21 protein-coding genes and 1 other annotated feature are annotated in these 25,724 nt (G+C 38.4%); of the genes, 9 read left to right on the top strand and 12 right to left on the bottom strand.

All coding sequences use genetic code 11. The features are described from left to right. Positions 1-25: 25 nt before the first annotated feature. A complete protein-coding gene (locus FBF75_RS17435) occupies positions 26-904 on the bottom strand; it encodes a D-alanyl-D-alanine carboxypeptidase family protein (protein WP_019743784.1) in 879 nt (292 codons plus the stop codon). Positions 905-1,109: 205 nt separating this feature from the next. Between FBF75_RS17435 and FBF75_RS17430 the strand changes: the two genes are divergently transcribed. Next, positions 1,110-1,535, top strand: coding sequence for a hypothetical protein (locus FBF75_RS17430; protein ID WP_048002790.1), 426 nt, complete (start codon positions 1,110-1,112; stop codon positions 1,533-1,535). 45 nt (positions 1,536-1,580) lie between these two features. Here the strand turns inward: FBF75_RS17430 and FBF75_RS17425 are convergent, their stop codons facing one another. From FBF75_RS17425 to FBF75_RS17415, 3 genes are all read right to left on the bottom strand, one after another. After that, the gene (locus FBF75_RS17425; RefSeq protein ID WP_008344359.1) at positions 1,581-1,931 is read right to left on the bottom strand and encodes a DUF4064 domain-containing protein; all 351 of its coding nucleotides are present in this window, start codon (positions 1,929-1,931) and stop codon (positions 1,581-1,583) included. 138 nt (positions 1,932-2,069) lie between these two features. Beyond that, on the bottom strand, positions 2,070-2,537 hold the full coding sequence (locus tag FBF75_RS17420) for a hypothetical protein (RefSeq protein WP_048002791.1): 468 nt from the start codon (positions 2,535-2,537) through the stop codon (positions 2,070-2,072). 124 nt (positions 2,538-2,661) lie between these two features. After that, complete coding sequence (locus tag FBF75_RS17415) at positions 2,662-3,336, bottom strand: hypothetical protein (protein ID WP_035391490.1); 675 nt, start codon at positions 3,334-3,336, stop codon at positions 2,662-2,664. A gap of 209 nt (positions 3,337-3,545) precedes the next feature. Between FBF75_RS17415 and FBF75_RS17410 the strand changes: the two genes are divergently transcribed. Further along, the gene (locus FBF75_RS17410) at positions 3,546-3,914 is read left to right on the top strand and encodes an RlpA-like double-psi beta-barrel domain-containing protein (RefSeq protein WP_003213878.1); all 369 of its coding nucleotides are present in this window, start codon (positions 3,546-3,548) and stop codon (positions 3,912-3,914) included. 73 nt (positions 3,915-3,987) lie between these two features. Next, complete coding sequence (locus FBF75_RS17405; protein WP_046342824.1) at positions 3,988-5,037, top strand: hypothetical protein; 1,050 nt, start codon at positions 3,988-3,990, stop codon at positions 5,035-5,037. A 214-nt stretch (positions 5,038-5,251) separates the two neighbouring features. Here the strand turns inward: FBF75_RS17405 and FBF75_RS17400 are convergent, their stop codons facing one another. The 3 genes from FBF75_RS17400 to gabP all read right to left on the bottom strand — a co-directional run bounded on the left by FBF75_RS17400 (position 5,252) and on the right by gabP (position 8,904). After that, the gene (locus FBF75_RS17400; RefSeq protein ID WP_007496965.1) at positions 5,252-5,626 is read right to left on the bottom strand and encodes a carboxymuconolactone decarboxylase family protein; all 375 of its coding nucleotides are present in this window, start codon (positions 5,624-5,626) and stop codon (positions 5,252-5,254) included. Positions 5,627-5,888: 262 nt separating this feature from the next. Next, entirely contained in the window at positions 5,889-7,418 is a 1,530-nt protein-coding gene (locus FBF75_RS17395) for a multicopper oxidase family protein (RefSeq protein ID WP_025206837.1), read from the bottom strand. 97 nt (positions 7,419-7,515) lie between these two features. Then, positions 7,516-8,904 carry a GABA permease gene (gabP, locus tag FBF75_RS17390; protein ID WP_017359846.1) on the bottom strand — a complete coding sequence of 463 codons (1,389 nt, stop codon included), beginning with the start codon at positions 8,902-8,904 and terminating at the stop codon, positions 7,516-7,518. 482 nt (positions 8,905-9,386) lie between these two features. Between gabP and FBF75_RS17385 the strand changes: the two genes are divergently transcribed. From FBF75_RS17385 to guaA, 5 genes are all read left to right on the top strand, one after another. Then, positions 9,387-10,286 (top strand): cation diffusion facilitator family transporter, encoded by a 900-nt coding sequence (locus FBF75_RS17385; protein ID WP_008344349.1) that lies wholly within the window; start codon positions 9,387-9,389, stop codon positions 10,284-10,286. 102 nt (positions 10,287-10,388) lie between these two features. After that, entirely contained in the window at positions 10,389-11,351 is a 963-nt protein-coding gene (locus FBF75_RS17380; RefSeq protein WP_099496353.1) for an AAA family ATPase, read from the top strand. After that, positions 11,348-12,538, top strand: a complete 1,191-nt coding sequence (locus tag FBF75_RS17375) for a DUF58 domain-containing protein (protein ID WP_099496354.1) — start codon at positions 11,348-11,350, stop codon at positions 12,536-12,538. Before FBF75_RS17380 ends, FBF75_RS17375 begins: the two co-directional genes overlap by 4 nt. 9 nt (positions 12,539-12,547) lie before the next feature. Further along, a complete protein-coding gene (locus tag FBF75_RS17370) occupies positions 12,548-14,755 on the top strand; it encodes a transglutaminase TgpA family protein (RefSeq protein WP_165378751.1) in 2,208 nt (735 codons plus the stop codon). 184 nt (positions 14,756-14,939) lie between these two features. Then, positions 14,940-16,481, top strand: coding sequence for a glutamine-hydrolyzing GMP synthase (gene guaA / locus FBF75_RS17365; protein WP_017359841.1), 1,542 nt, complete (start codon positions 14,940-14,942; stop codon positions 16,479-16,481). An 88-nt stretch (positions 16,482-16,569) separates the two neighbouring features. Here guaA and FBF75_RS17360 read toward each other — a convergent pair whose 3' ends face one another. The 4 genes from FBF75_RS17360 to FBF75_RS17345 all read right to left on the bottom strand — a co-directional run bounded on the left by FBF75_RS17360 (position 16,570) and on the right by FBF75_RS17345 (position 21,217). Next, on the bottom strand, positions 16,570-17,046 hold the full coding sequence (locus tag FBF75_RS17360) for a YbaK/EbsC family protein (RefSeq protein WP_099496355.1): 477 nt from the start codon (positions 17,044-17,046) through the stop codon (positions 16,570-16,572). Between the two features lie 18 nt (positions 17,047-17,064). Further along, the gene (locus FBF75_RS17355) at positions 17,065-18,120 is read right to left on the bottom strand and encodes a helix-turn-helix domain-containing protein (protein WP_099496356.1); all 1,056 of its coding nucleotides are present in this window, start codon (positions 18,118-18,120) and stop codon (positions 17,065-17,067) included. Then, positions 18,121-19,782 carry a 2-isopropylmalate synthase gene (locus FBF75_RS17350; protein ID WP_052320942.1) on the bottom strand — a complete coding sequence of 554 codons (1,662 nt, stop codon included), beginning with the start codon at positions 19,780-19,782 and terminating at the stop codon, positions 18,121-18,123. A 57-nt stretch (positions 19,783-19,839) separates the two neighbouring features. Further along, positions 19,840-20,104: a binding site (T-box leader), on the bottom strand. A gap of 225 nt (positions 20,105-20,329) precedes the next feature. Further along, on the bottom strand, positions 20,330-21,217 hold the full coding sequence (locus tag FBF75_RS17345) for a helix-turn-helix domain-containing protein (protein ID WP_099496357.1): 888 nt from the start codon (positions 21,215-21,217) through the stop codon (positions 20,330-20,332). Between the two features lie 654 nt (positions 21,218-21,871). Here FBF75_RS17345 and FBF75_RS17335 point away from each other — a divergent pair. Further along, the gene (locus tag FBF75_RS17335; protein WP_099496358.1) at positions 21,872-23,620 is read left to right on the top strand and encodes a retron Ec67 family RNA-directed DNA polymerase/endonuclease; all 1,749 of its coding nucleotides are present in this window, start codon (positions 21,872-21,874) and stop codon (positions 23,618-23,620) included. Positions 23,621-23,865: 245 nt separating this feature from the next. Here FBF75_RS17335 and FBF75_RS17330 read toward each other — a convergent pair whose 3' ends face one another. Further along, positions 23,866-25,698 (bottom strand): DUF4365 domain-containing protein, encoded by a 1,833-nt coding sequence (locus FBF75_RS17330; protein ID WP_048002797.1) that lies wholly within the window; start codon positions 25,696-25,698, stop codon positions 23,866-23,868. Positions 25,699-25,724: the final 26 nt, after the last annotated feature.

Below are 25,724 nucleotides of genomic sequence, written 5' to 3'. Positions count from 1 at the left end.
CTGAAGAAAAAGAGTGCTTTTGTTGTTATCCTTTTATGTTTAAATATTCTTCAAGGGTTTTGCCGCTCTTTTTCACTTTTTTCGCATTTTTTGATCCGAGGTATCTGAGGTGCCATGGTTCATATTGATAGCCTGTCACTTTTTCTTTACCTTTCGGATAACGGATGATAAAACCAAATTCATGGGCATGTTTGGCCAGCCATTTCGCTTCTTTTGTATTGGCAAAAGAATCTTCAGCCCAATGTTTTGAATTGGCACCGCCGATATCAAAAGCAAGGCCGGTTTGATGTTCGGAATAGCCTGGTCTTGCGCTAAATCGATCTGCTTGTTTTTTGCCATGAGAGGCGACGTAATTGTTGTACAAGACACGCTGACGGTCGTATGAACGGAAGGTGCTAAAAGCGGTGAGTCGGATGTTTGCTTTTTTTGCTTTCGCGATCATAGCGTTTACTGCTTTTCTCGCTTGTTTGTTTTCTCCGGGATTGTATGAAGATGGGAGTCTATGTTTCTTATTCACAACCAATATCCCTTTTACATACGTACCTGGCGTTTTAGTGGAAGGAGCAGCATATGAAGCTGGTGAGCTTTTGCCTGCTTTTTTAATATATTGAGAGCTGACGTAACCCGTCTTTCCTTTATACTTTGTTTGAATCCATGAACCATTCTTTTTAAGATAAGGAATCCTTTTCCCTTTTGGAATGGTCAATATCACTGAATATTTTGTTCCAGGTCCCTTGCGAAGATGAACATTCGCTGTTGTCACGTATTTCGGTGCGGCTGCTTTTGCGACTGGTGTCGCATGAGTCATGTGTAAAAAGGGCAGCTGGACAGGAAAGATTCCAAGCCCAAGTACGAGAACCACACTGACAATAATTCCTTTGATCCACGGGTGTTTCATCTTCATTTCTCTCATCCCTTTCAATCTACTAACATACATATATTGAGATAGATTGAAATAAAGTGCAATGGTTTTTTTATGTCAATTGAGATTGAATCATATCATTTGGTTCTTTTTTTGTTTAAAATTACATAAAAAAATCCACTATTTCCATAAAAAATCAGATGAATTCCTTATAATAAAAGTATCTGAGAACGGGGAGTGAGTCGAGATGGACCAAAACGTGCTGCAAATGGATCAAGACAGATCAGAGAATGAATTCGCGGTTCTTAATATATCTTCTAAAGAGATTGGTGCTCTATCAAAGGGAGCAGCGGAGCAGATTTTACAAACGGGAGATACGGACCGTATTCATCAGCTGATGTACGTTTCGATTGAAAAGAAAGAAGATTTGAATTGGCTGATCCAATGTGTTGGGGAGGCGCTAAAGAATGAAGTTGGTGATGACGTTGCACTAGAAGTAGCTGATTTGCTCTATTTCTTTGTCATTCCGTATTATGGGAAGTATATGTTGAAAGATCGTCATTTGTATGAGTATATCGATCATTTGCTGGTACGATTAGCATCTAGAACTCACTCGGATATTGACACACTGATTGATATCATAAGAGAAGATTTAAATGAAAATATACAATGAAAAAAGCTTGTAGAGCGACCCTCTACAAGCTTTTTTATATCAACTTTATTCAGCTGGAACTGTTTTGACAGGCTCTTTTCTAAACACACCCATGCATCCTGCGATGAGGATTAATACAGCTGGAAGGATAAAGAACATAGAAATAGAAATAATACCACCAACAGCAGATACTAATAATAAAATCCCGCCAAGCTTTGCTTTTTTCTTCACGATAACAGATGCCACAATCGCAAGAATAGAGAAAAGCATTGCTGCCCAGCCTAATCCTGTGATTTGACTCGTACCTGATTCACTAAATGCGGCATCGAGTCCTCCAAAGGCAATGGCAAACATTGCACCAAAAAACCCAAAAATACCTCCAATTAAGCCTAAAACAAATTCCGTTGTTCTTTTCATAATACTTTCCTCCGATATGTAAATAAGAATTATTGGTACTTAAGAACCAACACAATCTTACTCATCGGCATTCTTTTCACAATGTTAATAGTTTTGTTAAAAAAAACAAGAAAATCCATAAAGGATTTTCTTGTCCAATTACTGGGCTCTCTCCCAGGTAATCTTTGTTTCATTTGTTGTTTTCTTTCCTTTTGCCAGTACTTTTCCGTTTTCCTGTTTCACGGTAATGTTTAGGTCATAAAAGGAGTAGAGGGCACCGAGGCTGTCATTTTCCGGTTTATGCAGGTTGTTTTCCTTTTCAGTGGATGCACCAATAGCTAGTGTTTTGGCAAAGTTCAAACCAATGACTTCAGCGTAATCACTATTGGTCTCAGATGAAGATGTCACGTTTAAGGAAATGACTTTTTTCTTTTGATCAACGGTGATCGCTGTGTCTTTTACGAGCTTAGACTGCTCCATGACCTCTTTCGTTTCATTTTGAATGCGTTGATTAATCGTTGGAAGTGCCGTAGATTCTGTTTTTTCTTCTTTTGCCGTATTTGAGCAAGCTGCTAGGATAGAGAAGGTTGCAACAAGACTCATGAAAACAAGTAGACTTTTTCTCACGTTCTTTCTCCTTTGTTCTTCAAAGTATGTATGCTTATGTTACCACGAATCGATGTTTTGATTAAAAGAGAAGTGTTGATAAGCTGTGAACAATCAAAAGCACCCAAAGGTGGGTGCTCGTGTTTTATTGTGCTGAAAGGGTTGTACTAAGTGGGATAGACGAAATGACCGTGAATTTTGGAGTCGAAGCACCTGATTCTAGATTTTTGCGTAAAAGAGATGATTTGACGGTGCCGTCCCATTTTTTATAGACACTTCCAGATGTATTTGCGCGAAGCTGTACATTAGAGAAACTTGCTTGCGAGTAGCTGTTTGTTCCATTATCTTGTACGCCATGTACCATTTTGACGACATCGAAGTCTTTCAGACGACTAGGATTGAAAACAGGCTGCTTATAACGCAGTTTTCCGTTGACGTATAGTGACACTGTGCCATCACCATTGTTGATGAGCTTTAAGTTGACACGTGCACCATCTTTAATACTTGAATCGTATTCGCTGTTCCAATATTGACTGCCGCCTTGGGAGCCGGTGCCCAGGAATACCTTATAGCCAGAAGATGTTTTTGAAATCCCGCTTTCAACAACGGCAGAACCGAGACCAAGATACCAGTCAGCATAGCCATTTTTAATAGTGGCTGTTTTTGGCAGCACAATATCAGCCGAGATACCTGACCATTTGGCTTCATCCGTTTGTGTCACGATGGCGCCGTGACGAGGACCAGCCGCAGAGGCGGGAATACTTGAAAGCATCAAAACGAAGGTCAAACTTACACTCAAAACGATGAACCACTTTTTCATGGAAATTCCTCCTTATCTTTGATTCATTTCTATTATATAAAACGAAAGGGGAGGTCTACTTACGATGTTCTGGCTGTTTTTGGTGAAATTTATGAACAAAATCGGTCATTAAGTGGTCAACTTGTATTCGAATTGTAATGTGACTGTAAAATAACTGGGTGCATCTTCATGTATAATAGGGTCAGAAACCAAATACGGAGGATTTTTTAATGAATAAAAAGCTTATCGCGACAATCGTAACAGTAGCTAGTTTATTTTTAGCGTTTAGTTTCTCACATGGAGCAAGTGCAAAAAAAGTAAGCGGCAATATTACATGGTATAATGGTGTCGGTAAAAAAGGCGCAGATGGAAAAAAACTCGGTCATTGGGATGCAGCAACGAAAATGGGATTTGACGTACCGAAAAAAGGTACAAAACTAAGAGTGACAACAAAAGCGAAACCACATAAAGTGATTACAGTATATAAATATGATGTAGGTAGAATGCCAAACGCAGTATTAGACGTAAGTCCGAAAGCATTCAAAGCACTTGGGTATAAAACAAGTAAAGGTGTCGTCAAAGGGCATTACACTTATTAATACATAGGCATGCAAAGAAGCGGGAAAAGTTCATTTTCTGGCTTCTTTTCTTGTGGAGAGGGTCTGAAAATCAATGAAAAAATCAACATGGTGGATCGTCACAGTGATTGGAGTCGCAGCAATTGCGGCCGTCATCTTCTTCATGATGAAGCCGGGGCAAGAGGCAAAACATGCAGGAAAAGTGAAAACAAATCAAGATGCAAAAGACGAATTGCTTGTTTCATTTACGGATCAAAAGTTAAACAATACTTATTACTTGCATGACAAGGCGCTTCATACAGAGAAACTGACAGCATATCCTTCAATTGCTTATGATCAGGCAAAACAGCTTTTATACTACACGTATACAGATGAAGACACACAAAAAGTAAGTATACGGGAATTGAATGTGAAAACGGATAAAGAAAAAACGCTCTTTACGAGTGACGATTCAATCGACAGTATGAGACTTTCTGGTGACGGAAAACAGTTATATTTAAGGTATAACAAGGATTCAGGTGAGCAATTTTATGTAGCGTCTTTTGATTTGAAAACACAGAAAGTGAAAGTGTTATATCCAGAAAAAAGTGATGATGATACGGTGAGTTCTTTTGCTTATGATCCAGCATCAAATCTGTTGGCCATTCAGCATTATTCGTTAAAAGAGGATTATAAAAAGACGGATGAGGCAAATGAAAAAGGAATGGATCCTGAACCAACGACCATGAAGATTACCCTACAAACAGGTGAGAAGGGAAAGCGAATTGCACGTATTTCTCAAACCATCAATGATATTTCTTTTTCACCAGATCATAAAAAACTCATTTATACAGAAGTGAAGGTTCGAAATGAAAAAGAAGTATCATCTATTAAGGTGATGGATGTAGATACAGGAAAAACGAAGACACTTGTTAAAAACAGTCAGGATGTACGTATTTTAAGTGCTGCCCAGCCGCAATTTTCTGCGGATGGTACATCTGTTTATTTCTTAGGTGTTGCAAAGAACGCAAAGGAATTAAAGGATGACACAGGACGAAAGGCGAAGGTCAGAACCATTTTTGAATATGATATTAAGAAGAAAACAGTAGAAACCGCTTGGGAGAAAGAAGGCGGGATTGTTAACAATTTCACTGTCAATCGGTAAAAGGTGCGCGTTCAGTTATTTCATATAACTGGACGTTTTTTTATTTTGTCATGGGATGTGTTGGTGAAAAATGCGGATTTGTGAAATCAACATCACTTTTTAAGCAAGGAAATGAGTGGTATTTTGATATTTTGCTACTGTGACAGAATCAGCGTAAGAGAGTAAAGTAAGTGGAAATAAAAAAACGAGAGGACAGAAGACTTCTCGTTTTCTCTTATTTATTGTTTTCATCTAGTAAGTTTTGAAAAATAAACAAGGCATTAATGGAATGAGGGAATCCCGCAACCTTTGTACAGTGCTTAATGATCTCCATAATCTCTATAACAGAGAGCCCGATATGTAATGCTTGTACAAAATGAGCTTTTAACTCTTCATCACAATCACCTTTTGCAATGAGAGCCGATAATGTGCTGATGGCCTTCTGTTTTTCATCTAATATGAAGTGATTGAATTCTTTTTGTTCACCGAGTTCAATTGTTAGTTGTTCAATGTTTGATCGAATGCTCTCGTTTTCATGAATTGAAAGCTTCTCCCTGTTACCTGCCACTGTTTCTTGCTTGACCTGGCAAGTCTCTTTTTCTTCATTCAAATTGAACTCCTCCGTTTTTTATGACGATTTTCTATTTGTTTGTGCATGGTTTCTTAAGTGCCTTTTGATAGAGGTAATGGGTATATAGTAGTATTATCGGTTTACTTCGTCAACTTTTTAAGTGTGTAATGTTCAAAAAAATGCCATTCATGCGATACATTGTTCGTTTTTTCTCATGGAGATTGAAAAGAAAATAGAGGGCTAATATATAGAAGCTGTTAGCCCTTTTCATATTACGCAATTAAGAGAGGTTTCATATTTACTAAATGATATCCATCGGCCGCATCATGTCATAATCCTCGTGTTCTAAAATGTGACAATGCCACACATATCGTCCGCTATATGGGACAAACCGAGCGATGATGCGAATGACTTCACCGGCATGCGCCTGAATTGTATCCTTGTAGCCTTGTTCATGCAAAGGAGGCGCCTCATTTGGTCCTGTGTACACGATTTCACCTGTTGATTGATAGATGTCTGTATCGAATGGTCTTCTATCAATCACTCGAAATTGAACAAGATGTAAATGAATAGGGTGTGTACCTCTTGTTGGATTGACGATGTTCCACACCTCTACACTGCCAAGTCGAGGATTTTCTGTGACAGGATCATTCCAAAACTGGTTATCTAGTAATAAAATCGGGCGCCCATATTTATCTTGTGTGCCAGTAAGGGTCAGCGTTCGCTCGTTATCAGCTCGGCTCGGCCGGAGCGGTGGCAGTGGTTTGAAGATCGGACGTAATGTTTTAGCTGCTCTTCCTTTGAGCGGACGAGTGACTTTAAACTGCATAATGTTCGCATCTGTTTCTGGATTGACTTCCTGACCGCAGCCTGCCGTATTTTTTAAAACAATCGTTTGGTTTTCATAAGCTGAGAAGTCGATGATAACATCAAAACGTTCAGCAGGTGCAATGCTAAAAGATTGGTGATGAACAGGTCTTGGCAAAAAACCGCCATCAGATCCAATTTGTAAGATTGTGGCGTCGTTATCTAGATGAAGCTCGTAAGTTCTTGTATTGGACGCGTTTAAGATACGAAAACGATATTTTCGAGGCTCTACTTCTAAATATGGCCATACTTTTCCATTGACTAAAATCGTTTCCCCGCAAAAAAATGGCACGATAGAGGGATCTGGAAGGTCACTATCTTCTGGTGTGTTATTTGGTCTACTTGGATAAAATAGTGCGCCATCCTCCTGGAATGTCCGGTCCATGATCATTAAAGGGATATCATATTCATCTTTCGGTAATTCGAGTGATTTTTCAAACGCATCTGAGATCAAATAAAAGCCAGCTAATCCGGCGTATACATTTAATCGTGTTAATGCCATGGCATGATCGTGATACCACAATGTGCATGCTTGCTGGTGATTAGGGTATTCGTAAACCTCTCGTTCAAAGAAGGGGCCGGTCGCTTCAAAGTCTCGCGAAAACCAAGCCTCCGGATAACCGTCACTGCTTGCAGGTGTCACGCCCCCATGCAGGTGAACGACTGTTTTGACTTCGGGTTCATCATGGTGTCCAGCGTGAATGGTATGATCGACAGGCAGGAAGTGTTTCAGCGGCAATTTGTTCATCCATTTCACTTTGACCTTTTCATTTCGATTCGCTTTAATGGTTGGACCAGGCAAACTGCCATTATAGGTCCATAACTTGGTTGGGGGCAGATCTCTATGAACTTTTAGGAACACCTCCTCCATAGCGATTTCATAATACGTTTGTCTTGGGTTTTTTTTGACGGGCTCTGCGACTTCTGGAATTGGCAGCTCGTCAACAAACTTTTCTAGGTTCATGTTGACTAATCCTCACTTAAAATCAATTTGATACATTATAAGTGCGGACATCCAAATAGGTGAATAAAATAAAAAAACCCGCTTTTCAGCGGGAGAATTAAGGGTGTTTATTTTCAAGCGCTGCACTTGCAGGCACTTTTTTGTTCGGTTTAAAGATGAAGTAGGCGGCTAGTACACTGATGGTAATGATGCTTGTCAGTATGAGCTGAGGTCTCATTGATTCGATAAACAGCATAGAGGCCAAGATGGCGCAGATGACCAAAATGGTAAAGTACGTAAGGTATGGGAACAGCCACATTTTGATTTTGAGTTGTTCTGGATTTTCTTTTTCGATTTTACGACGCATTCTTAATTGTGAAACGGCAATGACCAAGTAGACAAGAAGTGCAATGGCACCAGAGGCATTGACTAGAAATAGAAAGATGGTTTCAGGGTAAAAGTAGTTCATCATGACGGCAATATAGGAAAAGAAGGTACCTGCGACTGTCGCTGCTACAGGGACACCGCGTTTGCTGATTTTCATAAAACGTTTTGGTGCTTCGCCTCTTTCTGCTAATGAATAAAGCATTCTGGACGTTGTGTATAGGCCGGAGTTTAAACAAGAAAGAACGGCTGTTAAAACAATGACGTTCATGACTTGAGCGGCTGATGGGACACCGATGTATTCTAATACTGCAACGAACGGGCTTGTTAAAATATTCGCTGAATTCCATGGGAGTAACGTGACAACGACGGCGATCGACCCGACGTAGAACACAATAATACGCCATACAACTGAACGGGTAGCTGTTGTCACAGATTTGACAGGGTCTGCTGATTCACCTGCGGCAATTGCCACAATTTCGGTTCCCATGAAGGAAAAGATGACAACGACAATCCCGAGGAGCACAGAGCCGAACCCGTTTGGAAGGAAACCGCCATTCCCCGTTAAATTAGCAAGACCTGCAGTATGATGACCGCCAAAACCAAAGATAAATGCAAAACCAATGAGTAGGAAGAGAATAATGCTGACGACTTTAATCAATGAAAACCAATATTCAAATTCGCCAAAAGATTTAACAGAAAAGATATTTGTCAAAGTTAAGAGGATTGTGAGGATAAGACTTGTGAGCCAAACAGGTGCATCTCCATACCAATATTGAATAATGGCAGCACCGGCAATGGCTTCAATGGCGATGACGATGACCCAGAAGAACCAGTAAAGCCAGCCGATTGTAAACCCGGCCCACGGGCCGATGGCGTCGCTCGCATATTGTGAGAAAGAGCCGCTTGTCGGATAGGCACAGGCCATTTCTCCAAGCATTCTCATAATAAAGATGACCAGAAGTCCGGCAAATGAATAGGAAAGAATCGATCCAGGCCCTGCAGAATGAATGACAGCACCACTACCAACAAATAGCCCTGCCCCAATGACCCCGGCAATGGAGATCATTGAAATATGTCTTGTCTTAAGGTTTTTTTGAAGACCGTTTGTCATGTTGGACATTTCTTTACCTCCAAACATTTCTCTTTTATTCGAGAGTTTGTTTTTAGAATATTTTAAATTTTATCATACTGAATTGTCATTCAGCATTGGACAGGTTATCAAACTGACATTTCAAACCTCTTAACATGATGTTAAAAAGTATAAAGGATTTGAGAGATTATGTTCCCTTATTTTCCTCTGCCCATTCTTAAAAATAGCATAAGAAGGAAGATAGAAAAGTTGTGTTTTAAAATAAAACTATTCTGACAATTATATAGTAGAGTGATTTTGTTCTTTTTCATTTTTCGGGGTGGTTTTGAAAAACGTTGATGGGAGTAGGTCTTGAGGTCAATTGACCTTATAAAAATAAGTTTGCTTAGGTCAACACATTTCTATGTATCCTATTTTGCTGATTCAAGCGAATCATGTTGCTGTAGACCCACACGGGCTTGGCTTTGTAAGATAAATATAGAAAAGTAATGTGTGAGGAGGCGCTGTTCGGTATGGAGCGCTACAACGAATTAAGACAAGGTGAAACAGGTGCTTGGGTCAGCATTATAGCCTATGTGATCTTATCTGCTGTCAAACTGATCATTGGGTATGTGTTTCATTCAGAAGCCCTTTCCGCAGATGGCTTGAATAATACGACAGATATCATTGCTTCGCTTGCCGTATTAATTGGGTTGCGTATTTCTCAGAAGCCACCTGATGAGGATCATCCATACGGTCATTTTAGAGCTGAAAATATTGCGTCACTTGTGGCTTCCTTTATTATGATGCTTGTCGGGCTTCAGGTTTTGCTGAGCGCAGGCCAGTCGCTTTTCTCATCAGAGCATCAAACGCCTGATATGATTGCAGCTTGGACGGCAGCAGGAAGTGCTGTTGTGATGTATGGCGTGTATATGTATAACCGTAAACTGTCTAAACGAATTAATAGCCAGGCGCTATATGCCGCAGCGGCTGATAATAAATCAGATGCTTATGTGAGTATCGGGACGTTTGTCGGAATTATCGCCTCTCAATTTCAGCTGGCGTGGGTTGATACGCTTGCTGCGTTTGTGATTGGCTTAATTATCTGTAAAACGGCGTGGGAGATTTTCCGAGATGCGTCTCATTCGTTAACGGACGGTTTTCATATAAAAGATATGTCTAAATATAAAGAGACGATTGAAGCGACACCAGGAGTGGGCGATTTGAAAGACATTAAAGCTCGTTATCTTGGAAGCACCGTCCATGTGGATGTGGTCGTTGAAGTAGAACCGCATTTAAACATCGCAGAAAGCCATGATATTGCAGATGAAATTGAACGCAGAATGAAGCAGGAACATGATATTCTACACTCTCATGTTCATATGGAACCAGCAAGTGAGCCTAAAGAGGAGCAGAAGTCTTTTCCGTCGTGAGAAGGCTTCTTTTTTCTACGTGTTGATGTTTCATGCAAATGCGTGTTGTATGGTAAAGTTAGACTATATGAAAATTGACGGAAACGTGATAGGAGGATCAGGATGGCATTTGATGAACCGATGCATTCAGATTTACAAAAAATCGTAGATAACATCAATAAAGTGATGGTAGGGAAAAAAGATATTGCGATATTAAGCCTTGTTGCGATTTTGGCGAAGGGGCATGTGCTATTAGAGGATGTGCCTGGCGTTGGGAAGACCATGATGGTTCGTGCTCTGGCAAAATCCATTGGGTGTGAGTTTAAGCGAATCCAATTTACGCCTGACCTTTTGCCTTCAGATGTAACAGGTGTGTCGATTTATAATAAAAAGACAAACGAGTTTGAATTTAGACAAGGACCGATTATGGGGCAGATTATTTTGGCTGATGAAATCAACCGAACCTCTCCTAAAACACAATCAGCCCTTCTTGAAGCGATGGAAGAAGGCAGTGTGACAGTGGACGGAGAAACGATGCCGCTGGCAGATCCTTTCTTTGTGATGGCAACGCAAAATCCAGTGGAGTATGAGGGAACCTATCCACTTCCAGAAGCGCAAATGGATCGCTTCTTATTTAAGCTGCAGATGGGGTATCCAACCATGCTGGAGGAGCTTGAGGTGCTGAATTTGCAGGAGAAGCAAACGCCAATTGACACGCTTCAGGCAGTCATGACAAAAGATCATATCCATGCTTTGCAGCAAGCGGTTCAGACCGTACATGTGGATGCATCGATTAAAGAATATATTGTCGAAATCGCCCAAGCGACGCGAAATCATCCGTCTGTCTATTTAGGCGTGAGCCCAAGGGGTTCAATTGCATTGATGAAAGCGGCTCAGGCGTATGCGCTGTTGAACAGGCGGGATTATGTGATTCCTGATGATATACAGTATTTGGCGCCTTACACATTGCCGCATCGCATGATTTTGACATCGGAAGCAACATATGAAGGGAAGAAGGCGGAGACACTGCTACGACAGATGATTGAGCATATTGGCGTACCAGTTCAAAAGTCGATGACTCAATGAAGTCACGTGACCGTTTCGCTTTTTCACTATGGTTACGGGTGTTTATGCTCCTTCTCCTCACGGCAGCAGCCTTTTGCTATGCCATGTTTCAGGGCGGCTTTGTGAGCTGGTTCCTTTTTTATGCATTTTCACCATATGCTTTGTATGCTTTGCTGTTTGCCCTTGTTCCACTTCGTGCAACAGCCAAAAGGACATTACAGCATACCCGGTTAAAGGCAGGGGATGTGCTGTCTGTTGACCTTGAAATCAAGCGGACGAATTTATTTCCGTACGTGTACGTCATACTTGAGGATGACCCGCCGGAAACCTTCCATTTACAGGAACAAATTGAAATGAAGCGAATGATCTTTCCGTGGTTTCGGAAAACGTGGCGATTTTCTTATCAATTCAATGACATCATGCGGGGAGAGCATCAGTTGACGGCGATTAGAATCAAAACGGGTGATATGTTTGGGTTTGTTGAAAAAGAAGTGATTCTTCCATTAGAGAAAACATTGCTTGTGTATCCGAAAATGTCGGATATTCCTGTTATATCTGCTGCATCGGTGAATGAAAATGGAGGCAAAGCGGTGCACTCTTGGTTAAATGAACCGACAAATGTGACGACAGGTGTGCGTGAATACCAGCAAGGAGACCGTTTCGCTTGGGTGGACTGGAAGACAACAGCTAGAAGAGGTCAGCTTATGACGAAAGAGTTTGAACAGAATCAGACAAAAGATCTTGTAGTGTTTGCTGATTTTACAGATGAAGCCGCTTTTGAAACGATTGTGTCTATGGCCGCATCGGTTTTGCAAACGGCTGTGAAAAAAGGGGTGCCGGTAGGCCTTGTCCCGCTTGGGGATCAGCACTTATTTCGAGTGGATCAAGGAGAGTGGCATTTACAGGACATGCTCTACTATTTAACGAAGGTGCAGTATCAGCCTTCTCGTGCACCTGATTATCAATCATTAACAGCGAGTGAGCACCAGCAGACAGGAAAGTATGTGGTGACAGGTCATCTGCAAGAAGAGCTTGCTACCATTTTACTTGGGAATCGAAACAGAAAGAACATCACCGTTCTTTTAGTGAAGAGAGCCGTTGATCGATTGACGGCAAAAGAAAAACAGCTTGTGGACCGGCTTAAAGCTTCTGGGATATACACGACCCTTTTATTTGAGGATCGGCTGCACGAAAGAACTGTGAGGTGACAAACATTTATGCTGCATATGCATCAGCGGCAAAGTCGTTTTGAGTTGTTCATCTATTATGCTGTCGCATTTCTGCTACTTTGGGAGTGGCTTCGTCCGCTTCAAGATTTTACAGAGACGAGTCATACGTCTTATTTCATCATTTTTATAGGGCTTACGTGTTTGTTTACGTTCTTTCGATTGAAGTGGTATGTGACGTTTCCTATTTGTGCTGGATTGATCTTGCTCGCATTATATTTGATTTTTTATCAATCAGAGCCAAGTTATCTGCCTGCGCTGTTTGCTGATATTAAAGATAATATTTCTTTGATGAGCATGGGCATGTGGAGTGACATGTATCCGTCTTTCCGCACATTGTTGTTTTATATTTTGCTTTGGCTACTTGTTTATTTACTTCATTATTGGGTTGTGTATCAGCAGCGTATCTTCTTCTTTTTACTGATGACGATTGTATATGTCACGATTCTTGATACATTTACGCCTTATGATGCGACTTTTGCGATCGTTCGAATTATGGTATTTGGCTTTTGTTTGCTTGGCCTGCTCTATTTCGACCGGCTTCGTTCGGCTGAAGGTGTGCGGGTGTCACAGAAAGCGCGTCTCAATTGGTTCTTACCCATGCTGGCGCTTGTTCTTGTATCAGCATCACTCGGTGCTTCTTTGCCAAAATCTGATCCAAAATGGCCTGACCCTGTCCCGTTTTTTAAAGCGGTCACGAATCAAGATGGTTCTGCCGGGCAGAATAAGGTGGGATATAGTGCGGATGATTCGTCGCTTGGGGGACCGTTTAGTGAGGACCGTACACCGGTATTTAAATGGAGCGGAAAAGAGCCGTCTTATTTTCGTGTAGAAACAAAAAGTATTTACACGGGGAAAGGCTGGGAGGATGCTTCAAATGATACGAAACCTACTCGGTTAAAAGGGAGTGATGTGCCGAACCGGTGGTTTACCAATCGCGTAAAAACAGAGGAGCATGAAACAAGAGTCGATATGGAATCAAATTATCGATTTAATCATGCTGTTTATCCGATTGGTACGGTTATGCTGACGCCAATGGAAAACATTCCACTGCAAATGATGGGCAAAACGGAGAAAATTGTCCCATCTACTCAAAACCCGCCCAAAAATTTAGGGAACTATCGAGTCAGCTTCTTATCACCTACATTTATCCTAGAGGATTTACAGCGGATCAAAGTACCGACCAAGCAGCAAGTGAACCAGCAGGTCGGACGTGAATACTTGCAGCTCCCATCCTCGCTGCCAGAGCGTGTGAAAACATTGGCGAACAGCTTAACGGAAACGAAGGATAATATGTATGATAAAGCAAAAGCGATCGAGGATTATTTAGGATCTGCGAAGTTTTCATATGAAACCCAAAATGTCGCTGTGCCTGGGCGTAACGAAGACTATGTGGATCAGTTCTTATTTGACACAATGATTGGCTATTGTGATAACTTTTCAACCTCGATGATTGTCATGCTTCGCTCGATTGGAATTCCGGCGAGATGGGTGAAAGGGTACACGTCAGGTCAATTATATGAAACACAGATGGATGGAAACAATGTGTATGAAGTGACCAATAACAATGCCCATTCATGGGTAGAGGTGTATTTTCCAAACCGTGGCTGGGTGACTTTTGAACCGACAAAAGGGTTCACGAACCCAGAGACATTTACGAATGAAACCACGGCTAACAACGACCAAGCAGATGATCAACAGGATGAAAAAGATCAGCCCGCATCTGATCAACAAGAAAACGAGCAGACACAGCAGCCGCAGCAACAAGAACCAGAACAGGCGGCAAAACAAGAGGAACAAGTAGCTAAAGCAAAGCCAAGTATGGTTCATGTTGGTTCAATCTTGGGCTACGCAGCAGGTGTGATTGTCTTTCTTGGATTTATAGGCTGGATGCTTTACCGGTTCAGAGCAAGATGGCTGCCAATCTTTATTGTGAGAAAGGTAAAACGTCTGCCAGATGAGGAAGCTTTTTTCTACGCATATGCTGCTCTATTAAAGCAGCTAAGGCGCAGAGGGATCGAGAAAAAGCCAGGCATGACGCTAAGAGAATTTGCTTCTTTGATCGATGACAAGGAAAGGAATCATCACATGTCTGAACTAACGCAGTTCTATGAGCGGGCGCTCTACAGGCGAGAAGATGCGTCGGCGCTTTGGCAGCAGTCGGTGAAGTTATGGGAAAATTTAATAAACAGGAGATAGTCTTGACCACGTACCTTCCTGTTGTTAGAATAGGTGAATATTAAAACCTTCTAAAATACATGAAATTGAAGCGTTCGGATGTGAGTCTGGGCGCTTCAAAAGCGTGATTTACACTGAGAGAGGTTTTCTCCTCTCATTTTTTCTGTGCGTTTATAAAAACTATATTGGACATAGAGGTGACACCATGACAAATTTAGTAAATGAAATGATTTTGGTTCTCGATTTCGGTAGTCAGTACAATCAGCTGATCACTCGCCGTATTCGTGAATTTGGTGTGTACAGTGAGCTTCATCCGCACACTTTAACTGCTGAAGAAATTAAAGAAATGGCGCCGAAAGGAATCATCCTTTCTGGTGGACCAAACAGTGTATATGATGAAGGATCTTTCCGCTGTGACGAAAAGATTTTTGATCTAGGCATTCCGGTTCTAGGCATTTGCTACGGCATGCAGCTGATGACTCACTATTTAGGTGGGAAAGTAGAAGCGGCTAGCCAGCGTGAATATGGGAAAGCAGACATTCATATTAACGGAACACCTGCTTTATTCAAAGACCTTCCAACGGATCAAGTCGTTTGGATGAGCCATGGTGACCTTGTCGTTGAAGTACCAGAAGGCTTTACAGTTGATGCAACAAGTGCACATTGTCCAAACTCAGCGATGAGCTTAGCTGAGAAGAATTTCTATGGCGTTCAGTTCCACCCAGAGGTACGTCACTCTGAGTACGGAAATGATCTATTGAAGAACTTTGTCTTCGGCGTATGTGAGTGCGATGGCAAATGGTCAATGGAGAACTTCATTGAAATCGAAATGCAGAAAATCCGTGAAACAGTAGGCGACAAACAAGTACTGTGCGCACTAAGCGGCGGTGTAGATTCATCTGTTGTGGCGGTATTGATCCACAAAGCCATCGGCGATCAGCTGACATGTATTTTCGTTGACCACGGTCTTCTTCGCAAAGGCGAAGCAGAAGGGGTAATGAAAACATTTAGCGAAGGTTTCAACATGAACGTGATTAAAGTAGATGCGAAAGATCGCTTCTTAAACAAGCTAAAAGGTGTGTCTGATCCTGAGCAAAAACGTAAAATCATCGGTAACGAATTCATCTATGTATTCGATGACGAGGCGGACAAGCTAAAAGGAATCGACTACTTAGCACAAGGAACGCTTTACACTGACATCATTGAGAGTGGTACAGCAACGGCACAAACAATCAAATCTCACCACAACGTTGGCGGTCTTCCAGAAGACATGCAGTTTGAATTGATTGAGCCACTTAATACGCTATTCAAGGATGAAGTCCGTGCTCTAGGGTCAGAGCTAGGTATTCCAGACGACATCGTATGGAGACAGCCATTCCCAGGTCCAGGACTAGGAATCCGTGTACTAGGTGAAATTTCTGAAGAAAAACTAGAAATCGTCCGTGAATCGGATGCGATTCTACGAGAAGAAATTGCCAACTTCGGCCTTGAGCGCGACATCTGGCAATACTTCACGGTTCTCCCAGACATCCGCAGCGTAGGTGTCATGGGTGACGCAAGAACATACGATTACACAATCGGTATCCGTGCTGTTACGTCTATTGATGGTATGACGAGTGACTGGGCAAGAATCCCTTGGGATGTACTTGAGAAGATCTCGACTCGTATCGTGAATGAAGTGAAGCATATTAACCGCGTGGTGTATGATATTACGAGTAAACCGCCTGCTACGATTGAGTGGGAATAGTTATAAAAGAGCTAGAAACCTTTGTGTATCAAGGGTTTCTAGCTCTTTTTTATTTTTAACTGCACTTTTTCCTTCCGTCTTCATGTGTTCATTCATCATTCCATCCCTTACACACATCAATCCATTGTGAATCACCGGAGTGTTTTTCTAATTGTTTTATTGTGAGTTCAATAGCACTGTTACTGCTTCCGCAGGCTGGATAGACTGTCTCAAAACGTTTGAGTGAAATATCTAAATAAACAGAAACGCCATTCTTTGTAGCGAAAGGACATACTCCGCCAATTTCATGACCGACCAAGTCAACAACCTCATGAGGAGAAAGCATTTTAGCTTTTGTTTTAAAATATTCCTTGAATTTTTTGTTATCAACTTTTGCATCGCCAGAGGTCACAACTAAAATAGCTTGTCCATTTACTAGAAAGGAGAGTGTTTTTGCGATTCTTTCAGGTTCGCAGCCCAGTGCAGAAGCAGCCAAGTCTACGGTTGCACTAGATACTGAAAATTCTTGAATTCGAGTATCCATATCATATTGTTTAAAATAATCTTTTACTTGTTTGATTGACATGATCATTTCTCCTTTTTATTATCTATTATTTAATCGATATTGATGTGGTGTTAGGTGATACTTTTTCTTAAATAAACGAATGAAATGTTCTGCATTTTGATAACCAACGGCTGCCGCAATATGACCTACTTGTAAATGGCTGCCAGTGAGCATTTCGCAGGCTTTTTCCATTCTTATTTCTTGTCGAACCTCACGAAATGATTTCCCAAGCTTACGAGCTATATATTTTGACAGATAAGATTGAGAAAGGTTAAATTCCTCTGCCATCTCCTCGATGGTAATATGCTCACAACATTGCTGAATATATTGTAGCATTTGAATCATACGTATATCACTAGATTGTTTGACCTGATTGACGTTCATATGGCTTGGTTTGAATCTTAATAAGAGACATAATAATATCTCAAACACATTATTCATAATCAACTGGTAACTAGGGAACCGATTATAATTTTCTGCAAATAGTTGAAGAGAGCAGTCTAGCAAATGTTTATCCAAGTGACTATGGAAAATAAGAATATGTTTATTTTCTTTTATATACAATGCATTCAAAAAGAACTCTGAAATGACATGATTTCCTTTTAACATTTTAAAAAACACTTTTTGAAAAGTACTCTTACGGATCATGATTTGCATGGCGATTGTATTCTCCATTACAATTGGCTTGTGAATTGTGTTAGGTGGAATAAAGGCAATATCTCCTGATTTTAGAGTCATTTTTTTGTCATCCACTTCTACATACATCTCATTTTCCAGAACATAGATCATTTCAAAGAAATCATGTATAGCCGACAATTGAGGCATAAAACGGCTATACTTTCTCACTTCGATATCTTTCTCCTGACCTAACCACATGGTATCCTCTTTTTCAAATTCGTTCTGCCCTTTTTGCAAAAATTCTTCTATATATATTTGCTTATGCATTAAATTGTGTTTATTATAATCCTTCAAAAATAATTGCAATGATTGATTGTCATGCTTTTTCTGTTGGTATTGTTGATAAAAGATTTCTTGCTCGTTATATTCTCTTAAATATTGCATCACTTCATGTTTTTCAAGTTTATCTTTTTCCATTTACATCCAAACCTCTAGTTTATTTACTGCCACCACCAGGGCCTTCACGGTTGCTTCTATAATATCTTTATCAATTCCAGCGCCCCAATGCATTTTTCCTTGAGATGAAATTCCAATCTGTGCACAGGCTTTTGCTTGGGAATCCTTGCCCAAAGAATTCTGTTCATAGACTTCCAAAACATACTCGAGATGAAAATATGCTTTTAACGCATTACTGATGGCATCTAAACTTCCAGTGCCAGTTCCTTGTATGTCAATTTGTTGATCATCTCTCAGCAAAGTTAAGGTGACTTCCTGCTTCTCTCCTTTATGAAATTGATAATCAAGCAGCTGGAAATGAGGGTGAAAATCAACATACTGTTCGTTAAAGACTTGATATATTTCTTCGACAGACAATTCCTTACTTGTCTGATCAGATACTTTCTTCGCTTCATATCCCATGGCTTCATTCATTTGATAAGGAAGTTGAATGCCATAGTTTGTTTCTAGTATATAGCCTATGCCGCCTTTTCCAGACTGGCTATTGATTCGAATCACATCCGTTTGATAATTCCTCCCCAAGTCAACTGGATCTACTGGGATATACGGAACGTCCCATTTATCAACATTATTTTCCTTTCTATATTTCATACCTTTAGATATCGCATCTTGATGTGAACCAGAGAATGCGGTGAAAACCATTTCCCCAGAATAGGGCTGCCTCTCAGGAACAGTGATTTTTGTTAGTTTTTCATATTTTTTACGAATAGCTTCTAGGTTATTGAAATTTAATTTTGGATCATAACCTTGTGAATACATATTCATCGCCAAGGTAATTAAGTCTACATTCCCTGTACGTTCACCGATACCAAATAATGTACCTTCGACTCTTTCTGCGCCAGCTAGAACACCAAATTCTGCATCACTCACCCCAGAGCCGCGGTCATTATGAGGATGAACAGATAATGTCACACTGTCTCGGTAAGACAGATTTTTGTGTATATACTCAATCTGACTTGCAAAGATATGAGGCATTGAATATTCAACTGTTGTCGGAATATTGATGATTGCTTTATGAGTTGGTGTCGGTTTCCAAATATCTAAAACACTATTACAAATATCTAACGCATAATCAACTTCTGTTCCTGGAAAGCTTTCAGGACTATATTGAAAATAAATATCGCTATTTGTTTTTTCGGCAAGTTCTTTTACTAAAATAGCTCCATCCATTGCAATTTGTTTAATTTCATCTTTTGTTTTCTTAAATACTTGTCTGCGCTGCGCTTCTGAAGTCGAATTATATAAATGAACAATCGCTTTCGGTACCCCCTTAATGGCTTCGAAGGTTCGGCGGATAATATGCTCTCTCGCTTGCGTGATCACCATAATCGTGACATCGTCTGGAATCATATGATGATCAATCAGTGTCCGCAAAAACCTAAACTCTGTATCAGAAGCAGCTGGAAATGCGATTTCAATTTCTTTAAAACCGATCTCTACTAGTAACTGAAACATTTCCAATTTCTCTTCTAAGTTCATAGGAATAGGTAATGCTTGATTACCATCCCGTAAGTCCACACTGCACCATATCGGAGCACTTTCTAATGTTTCTTTCTTCACCCAATCATAAGTAAGGTTCGGTGGCAAAAAGTATTTCTTTTCGTATTTTTTGTGGTTAAACATCATCGATTCCTCCTAGAAAATAGAATATAAAAAAAGCCTTTCATCCCCAAGATTTAACTTGGAGACGAAAGACTTCTTCTTACGCGGTACCACCCCTGTTTCATGATAAACAAACATTATCATGCCCTTATTCGGATACAGATTGTTTGATCTTATATCCTTCCCATATAACGGTGGGGTGCCGACCTTAACTACATCAATCCTTTTCATTTCACTAAGGCTACTCTAAGGTGAGTTCCTTGCCTTTTTGTTATTGCTTCTCATCAGCCAGCAACTTTCTGAAAACATTTCGGCAAGTACTATTCCTTATCATCGCATTCTCATTTTTCTGATTTTTTCTATTATACCAAGTCTACAAAAAAGAGATAGTGATAGGGATATCTTTTTTAATTGATTTTTTTTGTCCTCTGGGTGCCTATCTTCATTTTTAATCCTCTTCACCAAATAAAAATCCAAGGCCACAAATAAAGGTGAGTGAATTCATAGCGAACAATAAAATCGAACCAATTTTTTTCATGGCAATGAACCTCCTCTTAAATTCAGTCTGCTAGCCTTCAAAATTTAAATTCACTGGTTCATCCTCTAAATGATCCACAGTATTTTGTTCTGTCACTGGCACACTTTCATCTACAGTTTTAAAACTAAGTTCGTCCATCCATATGTGACCTTGACCATGTAGCAATATGCCAAACGCAATGACTTCACTTTTGACTGGAACATCCAATACTACACTAAAATGATTCCAGCCGTTTGTTCCTGTAATGGGACGGTTCATCATATTGTCAAACGCAAGAACTTCACCTGAAGAATGATCAATTCTCATCCATAAACCAGCTGAACCTTTCACATCTTCGCTTTTGACAAAAGCAGAAAATTGAAGGCGTTCTCCTCGGTAACGATCAGACTTAATTTGCTGCATCAATGTCGCGAATCCTCGTGCTTTTTCATCCTTTGATTTCAGGTAAGCGGAGTACGTACCACTGTGTACAATTCTGTTATCTAAACCTGTTTCATAATCAGATGGGGTGTCCCCCGTCATAATCCAGCCAGTAGGTGTGTTCTTATTTGCAGCCATATTCGTTTCCTCCTCATCAATGATATTCCTTAATAACTTCCGATAACGTGCGGGTGACATGTCATAGATCTTCTTAAAGGCTCTAGTGAAGGATTCCTGTGAACCAAAACGATACTGCAATGCGATATCAATCGCCCTTTGGTCCGTATGAATTAAATCCTTCGCCGCTTGGGTCATCCGTCGTTCCCTTATATAATCCACAACTGATTTCTTAATCACTTTTTTGAACATACGGTGAAAGTGAAACCTAGAATAACCGGCGTGTTTCGCTAGAGTTTGAAGCGGTAAATCATCTTTCAGATGCTGTTCAATATAATTTAATGTTTCTTGAATCGTTTTCTCATGTTCTTGATAGGACAACCGAGCACCTCCTTGCCTTACGAGTTTAGTATAGCGGAAATGCTTTTTAGGAAACTTGACTTTTTGTGCTATGTGTAATATTAGAATGGACCTTTTAGTCCTAGGTTCAGGACTAGGTATCCATGTACTGGGTGGAATTTCTGAATAAAATCTAGAAATCATCCGGGAATCGGATGCGATTCATTGCCAACTGCGACTTTTTCTTACAGACGTCCGCAGCCTAGTGTCATAGGATACGCAAGATACACAATCGGCATCGTGCCGTTACATCTATTGATGTATGATGAGTGACTGGGCAAGAATCCCTTGGGACGTGTTGAGAAGATTTTAGCTCGTATTATGAATGAAGTGAGCGTATTAACCGTGTGGTGTATGATATTACGGGGAAGCCGCCTGCTGCGATTGATAGGGAATTGAAATATATATTTTTTTGTTGTGTTAATTTTATTTTTAATAACCAAATTTTAAGAAAAATATTGTATAATAATATAAACGTGTGGCTAGATTATTCGCTTGTGTTTCGCAAGTGTTGACCAAAATGGTAGGAGCATTAGCTTCTGCTATTCGTATTACTATTGGTGTATTTACGTTAAATTTTCAATGTTTCTGCATCGCATAATGAGTAGCCACACGTTCAACAATAGGGAGTTATATATGAAGGAATTCAACCAAATAAAAACAAGAAATGAACTTGCTGACTTTTTGAATATTCCAAGGAAACAACTTAGTTATGTATTATATGTAAAAGGTATTAATAATTTGTACAATTCGTTTAAAATAAGAAAGAAAAATGGTGGCTTTAGAGAAATTAATGCTCCTTTAGAAGAACTTAAAGGTATTCAAAGAAGGCTACAAGAAGTTTTGTACAAGAAAATAGGAAATAAATGGATTAACAGGAATATATCTCATGGGTTTGAAAGAAATAGATCTATCATAACAAATGCGATAGTCCATAGAAATAAGAGAATTGTTTTGAATATTGACTTAGAGAACTTCTTTGAAAGTATTCATTTTGGTCGTGTTAGAGGTTTTTTTAACAAGAATAAAAATTTTTCACTGCCTATAGATGTAGCCACAGTTATAGCACAAATAGCATGTTATGAAGGAAGGTTGCCTCAAGGTGCTCCAAGTTCTCCAATCATTTCGAACTTAATTTGTGAAATACTCGATTATAGATTATTGAAAATTGCGAAAAAATACAAGGTGAACTATACAAGATATGCAGATGATTTAACATTTTCGACTAATGATAAAAATTTTTTATTTCTACAGAGGGAATTTTATGAAGAAATATCCCAAGAACTAATACGAACGGGTTTTAAAATTAATGAAAAGAAGAATAGGTTACAACTTAGGGATTCAAGACAAGTGGTAACAGGGCTAGTAGTAAACAAAAAAATAAATGTAAATAGAATTTATTACAAAGAAACAAGAGCAATGGCTTATCAGCTATATAAACAAGGAAGTTTCAAGATTAATGATGAACCCGCAACCATTAATCAGCTTGAGGGTAGATTTGCATTTATTAATCAACTAACTTGGCACAATAATTTAGTAGATGGTATAACTGCTAATTTCAATAACTTCACCTCAAGAGAACAACAATATCAAAGGTTTCTATTTTATAAATACTTTTTTGCTAATTCTAAACCTGTAATTGTGACAGAAGGTAAGACAGATGTTAGGTATTTAAAATCAGCTTTAAAAAGTCTTTACAAAGATTATCCTAAATTAATTGTCAAACATAAAGATGGATCATTTGAGTTTAAAATCCACTTTCTAAAGAAAACAAAAAGATTGAGTTACTTTCTTGGAATATATAAAGATGGGGCCAACGCGCTAAATAATATATATCAATTTTTTGGTTCTAAAAATTCAAAACTTAATTATTTAAATTATTTTAAAAAAATTAGTGGGAATTCACCAGAAAATCCTGTGATTTTATTGTTTGATAATGAAATTAAGAGTGGGAATAAAAAACCGATAGGTAAATTTCTTAATTATGCAGGGCTTGATGATGAGAAAAAAACAACTCTTAAAAAGGAAAACATGGTCAATATTGTTGATAGTCTTTACCTTTTAACTGTTCCATTAATTAATGGGAAGTTAGAATGTGATATAGAGGACTTGTTTGATAACAATACTCTATTTCTGAAAATAGAGGGTAAAGAATTTTCAAAAAAGGATAGTTATGACGTATCGAAATATTATGGAAAAGAAATATTTTCACAACATATTTCACAAAATTACTCAGATATAAATTTTAATCAATTTAGACCTGTTTTAGATAATATAAACAAAATAATAGACGTCTATACAAGACAAAATGATAATATGTTGGTTAATCTAGAATTGAAGAAAGTTGACAAGAGAAATATGAATAAAGTGGAGCTTTTTAAATAATCTAATATACTTATATATTTAAATAAATTAATAATATAATATGTTCATCCCACTAAGTAAAACAAGACAAGTTTTCGAATTTGGAACCCTTTAAGAATTTCTTAAAGGGTCTTTTTCTTTAAAGATAATTTAATAGGAATGTCTATAATTTTTTTCTGTGACTTTCTAGATCATGTTTTCTTTAGATTTTCTCTTGTCGTTTCAAGTTAAAATTATTTCTTAACAAAATATATTCAATGGCCAAATTAAATTAACATGTTAATTAATTTCTCTTCATTATACCAATTTATAATTTTTTGTAGATCTTTATATAAATTTTGTAAGACTGGATCTTCTGTGGTAAAGATATCAGAAAACTCAGCTAAAATTGATGCTATATAATCAAGAATAGAGGCATAGTAGTTGCTTTTTATGTTTGCGCGTTTAATACTTAGTTCTTCAATGTTCTCAAAAATAATATTGTTTTTCTTTTTTCTTATCTCAAAAAAATTAACACTATATTCATTGTAGTTTGTCAAATTTAAAAATATCCTTTTTTCTATATAGATACATAAATCTTTATATGGAATATAATCAAGCTCAAGATAATTTTTACTTAGTAAAAAATCTCTTAACTTTAAAATAATTTGTATAAGATCTTTAATGTCACTAATATTATTTAGATCCAATTTATAATTTGACTTAAAAACAAGTTGTCTAATGGCTTCTTTTGAGAAATTCATTCCTTTGGTATCAACTTTATTCCTAAAAATCCTTTTGTTATTCGTTTTAAAACTTTGGAGAATTTTTTTAACTATAAATTCATAAGTTTCTGAGACACTGAAAAATATTTGAGTAGAGTTATCATTGTAATAATCTTCTGGGTACTTCCAAATTACGTCTACATCAATTGCTTCAGAATTAGAGTGCTTTAGTTTTTTATAGCCCTCAATAATAAATAGTGTATTACCATCTTTGTTTAGTAATTCTATAATATTCTCATTAGTTGTTTCGGAAAATTTATAACCGATTTCATAAAAATTATCATTTGACGCATAATTTCTTGTTTGGAGAAGTATTAATTTCCATAAACTTAGATCTACAGTCATCAATTTGAATAACTTTAAATCTTTGTTAAATGGCTCAAATCCAAGACTCCCTATTAGTTTCTGGTACTTATATATTCTTTTTAAGTATCTTTCCATAAAAATATCAATTACTTTACATAAATCTTTAACTTCATCCGGGTATAAGTATATTCTGCTGTTCCCAAGGTCTACAATAAATTGTCCGTAGCTATCCATAAAATCTTTTATGTATTTTCGATTACCATATTCAATTTTGGTATTTAATCCCTGATAAAATAAATCCAGAATTTGCTGATGATTAAAAGTTAGATCATTTTCTGCCTTTTTAATATGTCGGATTATTTGAATTAGACATGACCCATCACTATGGAGTTTTTTATAGCTCCAGTAGAATCCAATTAAATTAACATTTCTATATTTTATATTAATACAATCGACTCCATCAGAAATAACTAAATCGTTTGAAAAATAATCAGAATTTGAAAAAATATCGATATCTTTATTAACTTGTACAAAGTAACCACTAAATAACTTTTCATCGAATCTACGCATACAATTAATCATTTCATCTGGGAATAAATTGTCAGAGTTATCTGGGAATATATTTTTTTGTGGAACTTTAATAGTTATAGTCTGTTGATTGTCAGCAATTTTCTTCATTTTATCCTTAAGTTGTTCAATAGGATCTACCCAATATACCTTTTTTGTTTTTATATCAACACAAAACAGAAAAGTTAAATGGCGCTGTTTCATCCAAAATCTAACCGTAGATGTTTGTACACTTAAACTAAATTCATTTTTAAGAGGATCGTAATTTTCAGTTCCTTTACACTGAGCAAAAAAAGTGTGTCCAGTGTAGAACCCTTTTTCAGAGAATAGAGAACAGATAAAGTCGATACCAAAGTCATTTACAAATCTATTTACCGCTCCATGAAATTTCAGTGTATATTCTAATATGCCTTCTCCAGAACCTCCGATTTTTTGGGCGTTACTTCTTCGTACTTCTTTCATCTATCTCACCTCGATTCTAATATTAT

Origin of the sequence: Bacillus sp. S2(2019) (assembly GCF_005144805.1) — a bacterium.
Taxonomy (GTDB): domain Bacteria; phylum Bacillota; class Bacilli; order Bacillales; family Bacillaceae; genus Bacillus; species Bacillus altitudinis.
Note: the sequence above shows the minus strand (reverse complement) of the source record. Positions and strands in the feature narration are given on the sequence as shown.

Bases quoted from the DNA above. Each gene is read 5' to 3' on its own strand.
- FBF75_RS17435 (WP_019743784.1), bottom strand. From the start codon at position 904: ATGAAGATGAAACACCCGTGGATCAAAGGAATTATTGTCAGTGTGGTT.
- FBF75_RS17430 (WP_048002790.1), top strand. From the start codon at position 1,110: ATGGACCAAAACGTGCTGCAAATGGATCAAGACAGATCAGAGAATGAA.
- FBF75_RS17425 (WP_008344359.1), bottom strand. From the start codon at position 1,931: ATGAAAAGAACAACGGAATTTGTTTTAGGCTTAATTGGAGGTATTTTT.
- FBF75_RS17415 (WP_035391490.1), bottom strand. From the start codon at position 3,336: ATGAAAAAGTGGTTCATCGTTTTGAGTGTAAGTTTGACCTTCGTTTTG.
- FBF75_RS17410 (WP_003213878.1), top strand. From the start codon at position 3,546: ATGAATAAAAAGCTTATCGCGACAATCGTAACAGTAGCTAGTTTATTT.
- FBF75_RS17405 (WP_046342824.1), top strand. From the start codon at position 3,988: ATGAAAAAATCAACATGGTGGATCGTCACAGTGATTGGAGTCGCAGCA.
- FBF75_RS17395 (WP_025206837.1), bottom strand. From the start codon at position 7,418: ATGAACCTAGAAAAGTTTGTTGACGAGCTGCCAATTCCAGAAGTCGCA.
- gabP (WP_017359846.1), bottom strand. From the start codon at position 8,904: ATGTCCAACATGACAAACGGTCTTCAAAAAAACCTTAAGACAAGACAT.
- FBF75_RS17385 (WP_008344349.1), top strand. From the start codon at position 9,387: ATGGAGCGCTACAACGAATTAAGACAAGGTGAAACAGGTGCTTGGGTC.
- FBF75_RS17380 (WP_099496353.1), top strand. From the start codon at position 10,389: ATGGCATTTGATGAACCGATGCATTCAGATTTACAAAAAATCGTAGAT.
- FBF75_RS17375 (WP_099496354.1), top strand. From the start codon at position 11,348: ATGAAGTCACGTGACCGTTTCGCTTTTTCACTATGGTTACGGGTGTTT.
- FBF75_RS17370 (WP_165378751.1), top strand. From the start codon at position 12,548: ATGCTGCATATGCATCAGCGGCAAAGTCGTTTTGAGTTGTTCATCTAT.
- guaA (WP_017359841.1), top strand. From the start codon at position 14,940: ATGACAAATTTAGTAAATGAAATGATTTTGGTTCTCGATTTCGGTAGT.
- FBF75_RS17360 (WP_099496355.1), bottom strand. From the start codon at position 17,046: ATGTCAATCAAACAAGTAAAAGATTATTTTAAACAATATGATATGGAT.
- FBF75_RS17355 (WP_099496356.1), bottom strand. From the start codon at position 18,120: ATGGAAAAAGATAAACTTGAAAAACATGAAGTGATGCAATATTTAAGA.
- FBF75_RS17350 (WP_052320942.1), bottom strand. From the start codon at position 19,782: ATGTTTAACCACAAAAAATACGAAAAGAAATACTTTTTGCCACCGAAC.
- FBF75_RS17335 (WP_099496358.1), top strand. From the start codon at position 21,872: ATGAAGGAATTCAACCAAATAAAAACAAGAAATGAACTTGCTGACTTT.
- FBF75_RS17330 (WP_048002797.1), bottom strand. From the start codon at position 25,698: ATGAAAGAAGTACGAAGAAGTAACGCCCAAAAAATCGGAGGTTCTGGA.